The sequence below is a fragment of the Rhizobium skierniewicense genome (assembly GCF_014196515.1).
In the GTDB taxonomy this organism is placed as follows: Bacteria; Pseudomonadota; Alphaproteobacteria; order Rhizobiales; family Rhizobiaceae; genus Agrobacterium; species Agrobacterium skierniewicense.
Genome location: NZ_JACIDV010000008.1, coordinates 151935 through 164453, shown reverse-complemented (window position 1 = coordinate 164453; position 12519 = coordinate 151935). Strand labels below are relative to the sequence as shown.

General features: G+C 57.6%; 17 protein-coding genes. 2 read left to right on the top strand and 15 right to left on the bottom strand.

The genetic code is table 11. From position 1 onward, the window contains the following. Nucleotides 1-23: 23 nt before the first annotated feature. The 15 genes from GGQ73_RS14675 to GGQ73_RS14605 all read right to left on the bottom strand — a co-directional run bounded on the left by GGQ73_RS14675 (nucleotide 24) and on the right by GGQ73_RS14605 (nucleotide 11041). Nucleotides 24-1322, bottom strand: coding sequence for a hypothetical protein (locus GGQ73_RS14675; protein ID WP_183896938.1), 1299 nt, complete (start codon nucleotides 1320-1322; stop codon nucleotides 24-26). Then, a complete protein-coding gene (locus tag GGQ73_RS14670) occupies nucleotides 1319-2476 on the bottom strand; it encodes a tail fiber domain-containing protein (RefSeq protein WP_183896937.1) in 1158 nt (385 codons plus the stop codon). The genes GGQ73_RS14675 and GGQ73_RS14670 overlap by 4 nt, the downstream gene beginning before the upstream one ends. 48 nt (nucleotides 2477-2524) lie before the next feature. Then, nucleotides 2525-2977 carry a GNAT family N-acetyltransferase gene (locus GGQ73_RS14665; RefSeq protein WP_210290133.1) on the bottom strand — a complete coding sequence of 151 codons (453 nt, stop codon included), beginning with the start codon at nucleotides 2975-2977 and terminating at the stop codon, nucleotides 2525-2527. After that, the gene (locus tag GGQ73_RS14660; protein WP_183896936.1) at nucleotides 2974-3222 is read right to left on the bottom strand and encodes a hypothetical protein; all 249 of its coding nucleotides are present in this window, start codon (nucleotides 3220-3222) and stop codon (nucleotides 2974-2976) included. The genes GGQ73_RS14665 and GGQ73_RS14660 overlap by 4 nt, the downstream gene beginning before the upstream one ends. A 2-nt stretch (nucleotides 3223-3224) precedes the next feature. Next, nucleotides 3225-4955 carry a hypothetical protein gene (locus GGQ73_RS14655; protein WP_183896935.1) on the bottom strand — a complete coding sequence of 577 codons (1731 nt, stop codon included), beginning with the start codon at nucleotides 4953-4955 and terminating at the stop codon, nucleotides 3225-3227. A gap of 26 nt (nucleotides 4956-4981) precedes the next feature. Continuing rightward, nucleotides 4982-5470 carry a hypothetical protein gene (locus GGQ73_RS14650; protein ID WP_183896934.1) on the bottom strand — a complete coding sequence of 163 codons (489 nt, stop codon included), beginning with the start codon at nucleotides 5468-5470 and terminating at the stop codon, nucleotides 4982-4984. Continuing rightward, a complete protein-coding gene (locus GGQ73_RS14645) occupies nucleotides 5471-6472 on the bottom strand; it encodes a hypothetical protein (RefSeq protein WP_183896933.1) in 1002 nt (333 codons plus the stop codon). Beyond that, complete coding sequence (locus tag GGQ73_RS14640; RefSeq protein ID WP_210290132.1) at nucleotides 6472-6750, bottom strand: phage fiber-tail adaptor protein; 279 nt, start codon at nucleotides 6748-6750, stop codon at nucleotides 6472-6474. The genes GGQ73_RS14645 and GGQ73_RS14640 overlap by 1 nt, the downstream gene beginning before the upstream one ends. Beyond that, nucleotides 6747-7259, bottom strand: a complete 513-nt coding sequence (locus tag GGQ73_RS14635; protein WP_183896932.1) for a hypothetical protein — start codon at nucleotides 7257-7259, stop codon at nucleotides 6747-6749. The genes GGQ73_RS14640 and GGQ73_RS14635 overlap by 4 nt, the downstream gene beginning before the upstream one ends. Further along, on the bottom strand, nucleotides 7259-7675 hold the full coding sequence (locus GGQ73_RS14630; RefSeq protein WP_183896931.1) for a phage tail fiber protein: 417 nt from the start codon (nucleotides 7673-7675) through the stop codon (nucleotides 7259-7261). Before GGQ73_RS14630 ends, GGQ73_RS14635 begins: the two co-directional genes overlap by 1 nt. Further along, nucleotides 7675-8301: a hypothetical protein gene (locus tag GGQ73_RS14625; protein WP_183896930.1), complete on the bottom strand. Its 627-nt coding sequence runs from the start codon at nucleotides 8299-8301 to the stop codon at nucleotides 7675-7677. Before GGQ73_RS14625 ends, GGQ73_RS14630 begins: the two co-directional genes overlap by 1 nt. Beyond that, nucleotides 8301-9005, bottom strand: coding sequence for a phage adaptor protein (locus GGQ73_RS14620; protein ID WP_183896929.1), 705 nt, complete (start codon nucleotides 9003-9005; stop codon nucleotides 8301-8303). Before GGQ73_RS14620 ends, GGQ73_RS14625 begins: the two co-directional genes overlap by 1 nt. 3 nt (nucleotides 9006-9008) lie before the next feature. After that, nucleotides 9009-9335, bottom strand: coding sequence for a hypothetical protein (locus GGQ73_RS14615; protein WP_183896928.1), 327 nt, complete (start codon nucleotides 9333-9335; stop codon nucleotides 9009-9011). A 62-nt stretch (nucleotides 9336-9397) separates the two neighbouring features. Next, nucleotides 9398-9859: a hypothetical protein gene (locus tag GGQ73_RS14610; protein WP_183896927.1), complete on the bottom strand. Its 462-nt coding sequence runs from the start codon at nucleotides 9857-9859 to the stop codon at nucleotides 9398-9400. A 78-nt stretch (nucleotides 9860-9937) separates the two neighbouring features. Further along, the gene (locus GGQ73_RS14605) at nucleotides 9938-11041 is read right to left on the bottom strand and encodes a N4-gp56 family major capsid protein (RefSeq protein WP_183896926.1); all 1104 of its coding nucleotides are present in this window, start codon (nucleotides 11039-11041) and stop codon (nucleotides 9938-9940) included. A 147-nt stretch (nucleotides 11042-11188) separates the two neighbouring features. On the opposite strand from GGQ73_RS14605, the gene GGQ73_RS14600 reads away from it, so the two are divergent. Further along, complete coding sequence (locus GGQ73_RS14600; RefSeq protein WP_183896925.1) at nucleotides 11189-12124, top strand: glycoside hydrolase family protein; 936 nt, start codon at nucleotides 11189-11191, stop codon at nucleotides 12122-12124. A gap of 123 nt (nucleotides 12125-12247) precedes the next feature. Further along, entirely contained in the window at nucleotides 12248-12517 is a 270-nt protein-coding gene (locus tag GGQ73_RS22975) for a hypothetical protein (RefSeq protein WP_234910976.1), read from the top strand. Nucleotides 12518-12519: the final 2 nt, after the last annotated feature.

Below are 12519 nucleotides of genomic sequence, written 5' to 3'. Positions count from 1 at the left end.
GCCCGCATCACGCGGGCCTTTTTTTATGGGTTCAGTCCGTAAGACTGCTGCCGTGCTCGTAGCGCCTCTTGCACTACCCTGGGCCATTGCCACTCAGGCACACCCGCCTCGTGCAATCCTGTCGCAACTTCTTCTGCCGATGCCCCACCCTCAAGGGCGGCATTTGCTTTGCTAACAGCCTGTTCCTGTGAGGGGGCGGCAACGCCGGGGGCCTCCGCTGTGGATCTCCTTTTCAGATCCTCTATCCGCGAGCGGACGCCAGCTTGCGCACGAGCAGGTACGCCTGGCATGGGAGCCTCCCTTGGCGTCGGTGCTCTGGCATTATCATCCTTTTGTCTTCGCTCGGGCGGCGAGGGGGCCGGGCTTGGCGACGACGACTGAACCTGTTTGCCGGTAACTGTATCGACCAGCACTTTCTTTTCGGGCCGCGATGGGGCTGCTTGTCCGGCAACTCCGGGCTGGCCGCGTATCAGCTCGAGCTCGTCGCCGATGAGCCTCTCTTTCTCCTCGGCAGAGAGATCGTCGAACTTCTTTTCGTCGCCAGCCAGTCCACCATCGAGCCGCTTTCTCAATGATGTGATTGCATCGCCGCGTTGCTTCGTGTCACCAACGCCATACTGCTTATCGATCTTCTTCTTCTCTTCGTACTGCTTGAGCTCTCCAGCTTCCTTTTCAGCGGCGGCCCGAGACGCAATCTGGCTATTCCACGCGGCTTCAGGATTTCCGAACGTGGCAATCAGCTTCGGCAAGTCAGCGGTTTGAATGTCCTGCTGCACCTCTTTACCATCGGGCATCTTCAGCGAAATGCGGAAGCCACGCGACTTACCATCAGGCGTTAGAATTGGCTCCTGACCAAGAACCTCATAGCCGTTGTTGATATAGCCTTTGATCTTGCCTGCCTGAATGACATCGGCAAGAGCGCCAGCGCTGTCGCCAGTCTGTGCCTTAACCAGCGCGCCAGAGAACAGCTTGGCACCGTTCTTCGCATCCTCGCTGTCGCCCCAGTCCTGAACGCGCTTGGCGTTGTCCATGTCGCCATTCACGAGGTAGGTATTTTTGAGCTTCGGGACGGCATAAGAATTCCAAAACTGGTCGAAGTTGTCCGGCTTCTGCGTTCCGGCCGTCACCTGAGCGTCGAACGTAGAGCGAGCGTCTTTGTTGATCTGATCGACGGCGTTCCGCTGATCGAGTGACCGATTGTATTCGACATCCTGTCGCTCTTGAATAACCTTCGAGCGCTTGCGATCATCCATCGCATCGCGAGCTCGCATGCCGCCCGTGAAGCCGTCCATGAAGCCACCAAGGCCAATTGCCAAACTCATGCTGCGTTCTCCTGTTGTGGAACCTGTGGGACCGACGGCTTGCGCCTTCCAGCACTTACCCCGCCCAATCCAATTGCCTCGATGGTGGCGTCGAGCTTCTTGTCCATGTCCTGAACAGCCTTCATCGTGATGCCCAGGGCATCCTGAACCGGGATGGTGTGACCGTCTCCACGCCCCGTCTCTCGCTGGAAATCCTGCGCGTAGGTACCGACGTGGCGGCCACCATCTGCCACGCCTTCCTTATAATCCCATTCCTCAATGGGCATGGCCTTCAGCGCTTCCAACGCTTCACCGTCCGGAATTTCTTCCTTGTTTTCCTTCAACTCCTCATCGGAGAAAATCAAACCGCCGATACCACCGAGGAAACTTCCAATCCCGGCCGCGCCCTGAGCGTTGGCCTGTTGCTGTGCCTTCCAGCCGTCGAGCTGCAAGCCATATTGCTGGTTGAGCGTATTTGCCTGCCCGGCATAGCCCTGCATCGCGCCCCCATACCCAGAGTTCATAATGGTGCTGGCTGCGAGGGACTGCCCATTCGTTGCCTGATTTCCTGATAGCGCCGTGCCACTGGCGGCGACGCTGCCACCAGCACCTGCGGCGGCCTGTGCTGGCAAGCCCTTCCCGAGGTTCACGACGTCGGCTTTAAGCGCGAGGCCTTTATCCCTGATGCCTTGCCGGGCCGTGTTCGATGCGCCAGCTTCCGCCAGTGTCACGCCGAGGTCGCCCGCTGCTTGGACGCCGGTGAACCTGCCACTACCGGGTGTGACGCCCATTGACGCGTTCGCCCGCTCGGTAGCGGCACGGTTCGTGGCTGCTGCGGACTGCACGTCGGCCCGCGCTTCCGCAGCGGCTTCCGATTGGCGCGCGTCGGTCGCATAGTTGGTCGCTTCTTTGATGAAGTCGTCTTCAACCGGCTTATAGACGCTCTCGTAACGCTCGCGATCCTTCTTGGCCCAGCCAGCCTGATCAGTCGCAAGGCCCAGCTGCTGCTCTGTGACTTTCGTCGTCAGAGCGTCTAGTTCTTTTTGCCGATCCTGAGAGATGGCAAAAGCATCGGTGGCGAAGGAAAGCCACTTTTCGCCGGTTTCTGCTTGCTTGAGTGCCGCCTGTCCGATCAGTGGATCTGGATCAGGGGCAGAACTGCTGCCTTTGCCCATGGTGCTGCCTATAGTTTGAGAGGTCAGCACTCATGCGCGTTCGGTCTGTTATAGCGCCGCGCGTCCGATTTTTCCAGCGAAGCGTTCAGGCAGCCAGCGGCATTCTTCGCGAAGCATGCCGTAAACAATCAAGTCCTCGCCCTCGTCGCCAGCTTTTCGCATCACGCCTTCGCGCTGAAACCCGAAATGCTCATTGAACCGAATGGCATCGGCGTTGTTCACCGACACAAAAGAATTGAGCCGGGGATAGTTTAGCTGGAGAAACGGGTAGCAGAACACCTTGATAATCAGCTCGCGAGTGATCCATCTGCGGCTGCCATTTGATACGACGGAAACCCAACACCCGCGCGTGGTGAAGGCGTCGAAAATTACAACGCCGTCGATGCCGTTCGCGGATTGGATAGCGATCGCTTTTGCATCGTCGCGGAAGCTCAGTTTGCCACGTCGCGCCGCCAGTGCCACCAGTTCGTCGGTCGGGCCGTAGATGACCTCTTTCATCATCGAATGATCTTACGCTGAATCGACATTGCCACAGAGTTGAGCCGATTTGATATCTCGTTGAGGTCTCTGAGCAGGGAGTTGAAGTCATTCATGGTGGGTGCGGCGGTCAGTGTCTTGGTTTTTACCTGGGCGAGTTGCAGCAGCTCTTGGACGTCCTCGATCCGCACCGCTGCCTTGTCTCTTGCGCCGGCACGGGAGCCGTCGAGGATTTCCACCTTTTCGATGATCTGCTGCTGCGATGCCATCTTTATCCCCGGAGCTCGTTGACGGATGTAGCGAGGGAGATGCTACCGATTGGCAGGTTGGACTGCACCGCGATCTCCCAGCATCGAGCATTCTTCGCAGGGAGGCGACACACAGCGCCCAACTTGTTCGCGGTACCGACAAGCTTTCCGTCCGCAAAAATACTGATGTTGGCAGCGAGTGGCGAGGGCAGGGGCAACATTGCATCGCCGTTGAGTATCATCGACCCGACGACATGCTCGTTGATTGCGGAGTTGAGCAAGCCAGACGCGAACGTCGCTTCGTTGACAGCCGTAATTCGGGCTCTCTCCTCTGCAACGCGTGCAGCGGCTGTCGTATCGCCTATCGAACCTTGATCCACCAGAAGTGCACCAAATGTACCAGGCCTTGGTAACCAATATTCCTTTGATCGCCACGAGTAGCTCTCTGGATAGCCCGCTGGGTCATCGAACCTGTAAACGTTTGCGTCGCCAGTTCGTTTGAAGAAAAGGCCCGAAGATTCGACATCAAAGAAAACCGCATCGGCCGTCTCGCTGGATCGAGCAAGGAAAGGCGCGGCATTTACGTTTATGAATAGGGCGCCCGTAGCGCGCTCGTCATTAAGCGTCACATCATAGAACAACAGGTAGATGTTCCCATGTTGAGCACCGACCGCCGTCTGGGGGGACAACGCCTGCCACTCGTCGCGTCGAAATAACTGTTCTGTCACCAGACTGACTTCACCCGACGCCTTGACCGAAATCAGCCCATCATTACTCGGATAGCAAATAGCAAAACCAAGATCCACGATCCCGCGCGGATTGATGCATGGGAAGTTTGCTTCGAGCTTCACGCTCTGCATCGAATCGGGGTGAGAGCCCGTCATCATGTATGGGTTGGCTTTTGTCATCACCAGAAGTACTGAGCCGATAGAAGCCAAGCCAACGATATCGCTGTCGCAGCTCATGACATACTTCTCGGGCCATGTATGTGGGCGCCATGGCTCACAGAAGTAGACGTCTCTGCCCACAAAAGCAGCCATCATGCCGTTCGGCATCGACGTGATCCCGGTCAGAGCGTCCGGTGGTTCGTCCCAGCCAGCAGAAGGCAAAGCCTCCTGGAAAGCATCAACAGCGATGTTGTCAACGAAGTTCGCAGCGCTGGCTGCCCGTTCTGCGATTAGGTACAAATACGTTCCGCTCGAGCCTGTCTGGGAGCGGTAGATGCGTTGTAGGGTTATGGACCGGCCAGCCGGAGGAGCCTCGATCCCATTCAAAGTGACGGTTTGTCCAGGCTTCCAGTCGATGATGGGACTGCCCGGTGACGGTGCCGTCTCTTCGCCAAAGCTTGTGACGTAGGTATAAACGTAAGTTCGGCTTTGAACGTCTCCGGTGCCGCTTCCAGTTACTGCCGCAACAGCACCGGCGGTGGGTCGAGGAACTTTTAACGGATAGACGGTTCCGCCGACCCGCATCTTCGGGACGCCGTCGCCGGTGAAGTACAGGCGGTCTTGTGCAACTGGCCCTGGTGTCGCGTCCACAATCCCCGGCCAAGAAAGCCAGTTGTTTTGATGGCGGTAGATCGTCCTGTCATCGCCGCCAATCATGCTGCCGGTCTTGAGTGAGCCATTGATTGGGGTGAGGCCGCCATCATCAAGGCGAACGCCGACCGCCTCGGTTGCCGCCGTCTCTGGCAGTAAGCGGGGCAGGATCAGCGGCTTTTCGCCAGCGAATGCCGAGATGACGATTTTTGCCAACGATGCGCTCCTCTGTGCAGAATAAATTAGGCGAGCATCGCCTTAAGCCACATTTCATCGACCTTTTCAGGCGACAATTCGAGCGCTCCAGCGACCATTAAAAGCGTCGGATGGTTACGGTCGAATGTCTGCGCGTCTGCCCATTCGATCTGGGCCTCTTCCTTTTCCAATCCATCAGGCATTGATGCAATGAGCGCTTCGATACCTCCGATGGAAATACCCTCGCGAACAAGTGTAAGACGAAGTTGACGCTTCGTAACGGGCAGGAGCGGCGTGGGTTCTGGAGAAGTCGGCGGCAGTATTTCAAACTTTCCGGCATTATCGACCAACCATTGCCGAGCTGCTGGGCCGACACCGTAAGGATCGTCAGGCCTGCTTCCAAAAGGAGCTCGCATCTGTGAGGTCTCGGGACCTGAAAATTCGATATCGAGCGTGTACGCCTCTGGCTGGTCAGTAGCTCTTACGCTGAAAACATTATGGATAGTCCAGCCATTGAGAGTGATTTCGTTGCTCATCTATCCAATCCTTTGAACAATGCAGTTTCCTGAAGATGGACGGCCCCTTGCCGCCCAAGTACCTGCAATCATGGTGCCCGATGTGCTGAAGTCAGAGGCCGTCCCAGACAGAAACACGTTCATGAACTGGTTTCTTGTAGGTGACGTGCCCACGACAGCAAGCGTCGTTCCAATAGGGAAATTGATGTTGTTAGCATCATTACCTGCATATGGCTTGAGCTGGTTCATGCGATCATCCGCGTAGGCAGCGGCGCGGGTTTCGATACGGGTATTGATGTCGCCTAGCTGAGAAGTCCACATGGATCCGTCTGTGCCCACATAGAACCTGGCTGCGTTTCCGCTTTCGTCCCAAAGGTAGAAAAAACCGTTCTCTCGGACCTGCGTTGCCCATATGCGAACGCTCGGATAATGATGCCGGATCTGCGGATAGTTCTTTTGAACCATCAAATCGCCGGTCATGGTGTCACCGGATTTGGCAACGCGTGCACCCGCCGCGTTGTTGATGGCAGTCTGTTGGGCCGAGGATACAGGCATGTCGGCGGGAGCAGTGTTTGCTACGTTTCCAAGGCCCAAGTTTGCTCTGGCATCGGCAGGGGTACTTGCGCCTGTTCCGCCATCTGCAATCGCCAAATCAGGTATATTACTGATGGTAGTGCCCGAAATGTTGCCACCGGTGAGAGCCACGGCTTCAGCATTCTGCCCAATCATATTTCCGATGGAGCCAGCTGTTAATCGCACGTCAATGCGCGAGCCAGTCGCAAAAGCTTTTGCAGTGGTTGCCTCTTGTGCACGTGTGACTGTGAGCGTTGAGCCATTTCGGGCAGTGACACGAACAATCTCCATGTTCCCGGCCGCATCAATGATCGTTGCGGGGCACCAGTCGCCGGCAGCGAGGACAGGGAACTTGCCAGCATCCGCTCCCTGGACAGCGAGACTGGTTGCCGCTGCCGTGATCGAAGCGCTTAACGACGAAACAGCGTTGTTAGACAGTTTGAGGCCCATCAACGGCACTCCCTGATTTTGATATTGAAACAGAATTGCTTGGTGCGGCCCGCGACCGTGGCAATCGTCAAAGCGACGGTGCCGTTGTCACCATCTTCACCGCCGGAAATCCAAACCTTTGCGACGGTGTCGGAAAAGTCTGTCCGATCAATTTGGGCTGTCGCTCCCTCAATGACGCTCACCGCTGATATGATCCTGTCCTCGGGAGGGAGCCAGCGGACGAAATCGACATCATAGTCGAGCACGTCGGCGGGTTGCTTGGTCATGACGTCGCTCAAGGCATTACCTCCGCGCAGCGCGGTACTTGCATCATGTTTCTCGAAGCGGGCACGGTCATTCGACGGTTCTCGGGGTAGACAAGCGAATGGCGTGCGCGTTCCAGCCTCATGATGCGCTGTTGATCGGTGCGGCGGATGAAGCGCCACGACAGCAGCGCGGCCGCATCGATGCGGACGTCAGTGGAACTGACTGGCGCCACCCGGCGAACCAGCTTCATCGTTGCTGCTACCCCAATCTGAGACGCCATTCGAGACGTCGCACGACGTGCCATTCTGGCGCTGGGGGAAACGGTGATGGTCATGAGTGCCGCGCCGGAGCGTCGGGCCGTCAGCAACATAGTACCTGGTACCGTGATGATCGCTGCGGCAACTGAGACGAGACGACGAATAAGAGACAGCGACGGAGCAACCGAAACGGTCGCAACAGCGGCGCAATCGACGAGGAATGTTCCCGCATTCAAGGGCAGCGCGTTGATCTCAGATCCGTTGACCGATCCCCGACTTTCCATCAGGCCACCGTCACATCAAGGTCGCCGGCATGAATGATGCACTCATCGGTGGGGTTGAGCGTCTTGTTCGCGGTCAGCGCGCCTTGGAAGATCATTTCCCCGCCGTTGGCGGCGGTCCAGATCGCGAAGTGGGTAATAGTGATAGGTGCAGCGCCATTGTGAGCGGGGTACAGCAGCTCGAGCAGGTTTTCAGTAGCTTTGGTCGCCGCGGCCATGAAACCGGTCGCCACAGCGCCACCCTGAGCCGCATCGAGGCGCACGTAATCGGGCCAAGCGGCCAATGTGACCTCAGACGTTCCAGCCACGCCCGGATCTGCTGTGTGGAGCGAAATATAAACGCGGGCAGGGGCGACAAACGCAACGCCGCGCAGGAATAGGTTCAGCAGTGCGTTGGCGGCATAAGTGCTGGCAGGCATTAAAAGTAGCTCCCTTTTGTGCGAGGACGTGCACCTTGCTGGCCCTTGGCAACTTTCATTGGCAGTTTGTCGAGAAATGCGGTGAACTCGCTTTGCAGTACCGTTCCCATTTGAGGGTTAGGTCCGCCGTCATCCGTCGGGAGCATCAGAACGCGAGCCGCAGCGCCTTTGCCTATTTCGGTGCCGTATTTGTCGATGAGAAAATCAGGGAGAGTGGTGGCTTTGCGGGATGGCTTGAGAATGAACCGAACCGATAGCTTGCCGGTATTGGGTGGAACGACTTGGATCGCGCCTGGCTTAATCTGGGTTATGAAGCGCGACGTCGCGCCCGAGTCGTCCGGCTTGTCCCAGCCGGGATAATTGTCATCGAGCCACTCCGGGGTTTCGGGCGTAAGCGTCACCCCATCCAAGTCTGCGGCTTCAATCTTCACAATCTCGGCGTCTGAAATGGTGGACAGGCATTCACCTTCAGCATCGCTGATCGTGATGTGATCGCGTTCGCGCCAAAGATCCACCTTGTCGCAAACATCGCGAGCTGCTTCGCGCAGGTACCGACGCGCAATGGGATCAGAGCAGTTGGGAGCGTGGATTAAAACCTCGGGGAGCAGATCATCGATATCGCGCATCAGCGTCTCCTGTTCGGATTGGCTGACGATTCGGCCTGAACCTTAATGCCAACCGCTGCCGCGAAGGTTTGATAGTGCGACATCGCTTTGGTCGGGTCTCCGGCGATATCGTCTTTCGAGAACGCCTTGTAGAGCACATAATCAAGCAGAGGGACGGAGTAGGGCTCAGGCAAGCCAATCTCAACGTCCCATGCCGCATATGTGGTTTCGTCCTGACCAGCCAGAGGAAGGGCCGGGGCGGGTAGGTAAGATAGGGCTACCTCGACCACGCCATTCCCGTCATTGCCGGGATACGCATAAAACTCTAGCGGCAGGTTCTCGTCAAAGACGACTTGGCGAACTTCCTTGCGGAAGGGCTCATATGCCGGATCGTGCCAGTTCGGTTCCTGCGCGTCCAGAAGCCCTCGAGCGGCGGTGCGGATGGCGCGGCCACCGATACGGGTTGATCCATCGCCGACAAGATTGCGGTTCACGCCGAGCAGCTGGAGCGGTGTCACACCATCGAGCATCGCGGGTAATTCCTGATAGGTGCCTTTGGCAAGCGGGAGGGGCAAAGTACGGGAGGAGGCGGAAGGCTTCGCCAGAACAATGGCTTTCACCGCCTCGTTGAGCCAGTCGGCGAGTTCCGTGAGAGGCCAGCGAGCGTGCTCATCGTCGATAAGAAGGACGCTGGTTCTCCGCAGAATGTCATTCGCCTTGGGCATGCGTTAAGCCTTGGAAGCAGTTTTCTTGGTTGTCGTTTTTGGCTTGACCGGCTCTTGGGCCGCTGTATCACTAGGCTCAGGCTCAGGCTCAGGCTCAGGTTCGACAGGGTCGATACCACCGTTCAGGAACGCAGGGATTTCCTGATCATCATCCGCCTCAGGCGTAAGCGGCACTTCCTGATACACATCCACGTTCAGAAACAGCGACCGATGGAGTACGCTCGCGACCTCGTTGACAAAACGCCCGTGTTCATCGCGATCAAAGCTGTAGGAGACACCGCCGAGTGTCTGGATCGTGTGGCCGGTCTTGCATTCGATTAGAGTTTTCATTGCCCACTCCTTTAAAGAAAAGGGGGCTTGCCGCCCCCTCATGTGTCACGCGGCCCGGAGGGTTACTCGGTGGACAGAAAAACTGTCAGCCCGATCTGACCCGCCGCGAAGGTGGCCGCTGCCGTGGTAAACTTGATACCGATGGAGCGATCGATGTTGGAAGGCGTGGTGCGGTAGGCCGACTTGAGCGTCGGGCGAGCCACTGCACCGGTCTGAGCTGCGTTTGCGCCGGAGAAGAACTCCGCACCGCATGTGCGGGCAGGGTTTTCATCGCTGAACCCGCCACTCATGATGCCCACGTCAAGCAACATCGTGGGTGCGCCGTTTGTGTCCAGATCGTCCGAGTCGAGAACGATGTCTACGACGCGGCAATTCGATGGGATGCAAGCCAGCTCGAGAATGTCACCGGCAGCAGGAGCGTTTGCCACTTGGTGGGAGAAGCGAATAGCGACAGCTTCACCGGCGTTGGAGGGGTAAGACAGGGCTTCGGTGCCCTTGGCGTATTTGCTCTGAATGAGCGCCATATCGAAAGTCCTTTGACATTGGATGGTCGCGTAGACCGCTGAAGAGGGAGGTTAGCCCGGACTTAGCCGGGCTTGCCCTTATGCTGCGTTGTTCGGGTCTTTCGCGGCGGTGTCGACAGAGATCACACCGTAATCGCGACCATTGAACCGTGTCTTCTTCACGCCAGCGATGACGCCAGACGCAACAACCGGCTCATTGCCGTGATCCTTGGTTTCTTCGGTCCATGTGTAGCGGAAGCCGCCTGCTGAGCCGAACGCGATAACGCCAGCCTGTCGGCCCATGAACAAGGCGCGGCCCGCCTGGACGTTTTGATCTGCACCGTAATCCTTGAAGCGGATCGCCCACTCGTGGCTGTGAAGTACGGTGTTGTTGATCATGCCGAGGCCACCCTTGAAGATTGGGTTTGCCTTGCCTTCCGCCGTTGCCGCGGCTTTCTGGATCTCGAGCCAGCCGCCAGCATCGTTGGTGCGCAGATCGTGTTCCTGATAAGGGCTCATGACCATGACGTAGTGGGCTTCACCATTGATCTGGATCGGCATCATGTTCGCGTTCTTGGGGTCTTTGGCAGACATCATGCGTGCCTTGACCTGAGCGCGCTCGATCAGCGAGCGGGACATGATGTCCGTCGCATCAATAGTCGCCTTGGAGTTCGCGTCGCCGCCATAGAGGATGTGGTCGTTGTCGGGCGCTTCGATTGGGTTTTCGGCATGGCCGGTCCATTCGACGGTTTCGATGAAGTCCTCATTGATGCCACGCGAACCGGACAGGTAGATGAAAACCATCTGGTCGTTGAACTTGGACCAGTAATCGGAGAGACGGTTCTTGCCGATCTGGCGCATGTTGTGTGCGGTGCGCTTACGGCTCATCTTGCCGCCAGCAGACACGCCGTGGCGCATCTGGTCGATCTTCAGCTGATCGCTGGCGAAGCGAAGGCTTTCTTCTTTGCCCTCGAGGCGAGCGTCGCCATAGGTGGGCTTGTTGCGAAGCTGAACCGACAGGTCGTACGTGATCGTGTCGCCCGCTTCCGATTCCAGATCGGTAAGGCGCTGGATCGCGTATTCGTCGGAGGTGCCGATGAATTTGCGGTCGAAATAGCTCTTCTTGGTAATGTCAATGAAAAGCCCGCCAGACCACTTCTTCTGGGCTTTCGGATCGCCAAAGGCAACCACGGTCTTGGTCATGAGTGCATGTCTCCGGTTAAGGTGGATCAGCACTCATGCGCATTCCCTTTCTAATTACTGGAAATGCTGGATTGTTGCAACACGTGACGCGTGATATTGAAGGACATCGATAGCGCATGAGTGCTGCCCTTGTTTCGGAGCGCACTCATGACACCGTCAATCACTTCAACATCGCCAAAAGGCAGGGCTTTCACGCGTGGTCACGAAGGTAACCCGCTGACATGCTATTTGGATCCAGTCCGCGTACCAACAATCGGAACTGGGTTCACGATGGGCAGTCCGTCGGTACGGCGTGAACTTGCAAAAATCGGCATCACAAAGCTGGTGCCTGGTAAGACAAAAATCACCGCAGAGCAGTCCGATACGATTTTCGCCGCTGTTCTCGCCAGTGAGTTTGAACCCGCTGCGGTCAACAATTCCCCAACGAACCGTAAGCAGCACGAACTGGACGCGTCTGTCTCAGCAATTTTCAATCTCGGCACGGGCGCGATGGATTGGGAATGGGCGAAGCTGTGGCGCGCGGGAAAAACCAAAGCCGCAGCCGATTACCTTGGCAGCCACTATAACACGGCCAAGGGGAAGAAACTGGCTGGTCTTGTCCGTCGCCGGAAGGAAGAGGCGTTATTGTTCGAACTGGGCATCTACACCGGTGTCGGCGAGGGCGTGCCTCGCGTCGCCATTGATGCCGCTCCGAAGCGTCCCGACGACGTGGTGAAGGAAGCTCAAACCATTCTTTCTGCGAAGGGCTTCAATCCCGGCGCTATTGATGGCTGGATGGGTGAGAAAACCGCTGCCGCCGTGAAAGCCTACCAGTCCGCCCACCCGCACCTTGTCGCAGACGGCGTGATCGGCTCGGCTACGCTCGCCCAGCTCCGCCGCGACGCTGTTGCAACCAAGGAAGCGGTGCAAGGCGGCGCGAGCTCTCTTCTCGGGTCTGGCGCTGCTGCCTGGTCAATGGGTCTCCCTTGGGGCTGGATCGCTATCTTCGTCGCTATCTCCGTTCTTGGCGTCATTGCTTACCGCAAGCGTGACGTGATCGCCCGACGGATCAACACGCTCTTTGGCCGCGAGGTTGCTGTCTGATGACACGCGTCGGCGTCTACCTCCTTTTAGGATTGGCGGCGGCAAGTTTTGTCACCGCCGCCGTCATCATGATCGACCGTAACGCGACAGAACGCGCGATAGTCAAAACGGAAAGGCAAAACAATGCGGCTGGGAATGGTGCGGACGGCGCTCGTGATCGGTTTGACGATTGCGCTAGCGGGATGTGGGATTTCGGGGCCGGGAAATGTCTCGGGCCTGCGCCGCGTGGTCGGAACTGATTTGATCGGCGCCCGCGGGGCCACCCCTGCGGACCAGCGAAAGATTGACAGGACAGTTGTCGGCATATGCGCCGGCGGCGTCTGGACGCGCCAAGAGTGCGCGAGGCATGGCAACGGTGGGGCGAGAGCTGCTACCCGCGCCGTGCAGGAGTGAAG

Bases quoted from the DNA above. Each gene is read 5' to 3' on its own strand.
- GGQ73_RS14675 (WP_183896938.1), bottom strand. From the start codon at position 1,322: ATGAGTTTGGCAATTGGCCTTGGTGGCTTCATGGACGGCTTCACGGGC.
- GGQ73_RS14670 (WP_183896937.1), bottom strand. From the start codon at position 2,476: ATGGGCAAAGGCAGCAGTTCTGCCCCTGATCCAGATCCACTGATCGGA.
- GGQ73_RS14665 (WP_210290133.1), bottom strand. From the start codon at position 2,977: ATGATGAAAGAGGTCATCTACGGCCCGACCGACGAACTGGTGGCACTG.
- GGQ73_RS14660 (WP_183896936.1), bottom strand. From the start codon at position 3,222: ATGGCATCGCAGCAGCAGATCATCGAAAAGGTGGAAATCCTCGACGGC.
- GGQ73_RS14650 (WP_183896934.1), bottom strand. From the start codon at position 5,470: ATGAGCAACGAAATCACTCTCAATGGCTGGACTATCCATAATGTTTTC.
- GGQ73_RS14645 (WP_183896933.1), bottom strand. From the start codon at position 6,472: ATGGGCCTCAAACTGTCTAACAACGCTGTTTCGTCGTTAAGCGCTTCG.
- GGQ73_RS14635 (WP_183896932.1), bottom strand. From the start codon at position 7,259: ATGGAAAGTCGGGGATCGGTCAACGGATCTGAGATCAACGCGCTGCCC.
- GGQ73_RS14630 (WP_183896931.1), bottom strand. From the start codon at position 7,675: ATGCCTGCCAGCACTTATGCCGCCAACGCACTGCTGAACCTATTCCTG.
- GGQ73_RS14625 (WP_183896930.1), bottom strand. From the start codon at position 8,301: ATGCGCGATATCGATGATCTGCTCCCCGAGGTTTTAATCCACGCTCCC.
- GGQ73_RS14620 (WP_183896929.1), bottom strand. From the start codon at position 9,005: ATGCCCAAGGCGAATGACATTCTGCGGAGAACCAGCGTCCTTCTTATC.
- GGQ73_RS14615 (WP_183896928.1), bottom strand. From the start codon at position 9,335: ATGAAAACTCTAATCGAATGCAAGACCGGCCACACGATCCAGACACTC.
- GGQ73_RS14610 (WP_183896927.1), bottom strand. From the start codon at position 9,859: ATGGCGCTCATTCAGAGCAAATACGCCAAGGGCACCGAAGCCCTGTCT.
- GGQ73_RS14605 (WP_183896926.1), bottom strand. From the start codon at position 11,041: ATGACCAAGACCGTGGTTGCCTTTGGCGATCCGAAAGCCCAGAAGAAG.
- GGQ73_RS14600 (WP_183896925.1), top strand. From the start codon at position 11,189: ATGACACCGTCAATCACTTCAACATCGCCAAAAGGCAGGGCTTTCACG.
- GGQ73_RS22975 (WP_234910976.1), top strand. From the start codon at position 12,248: ATGCGGCTGGGAATGGTGCGGACGGCGCTCGTGATCGGTTTGACGATT.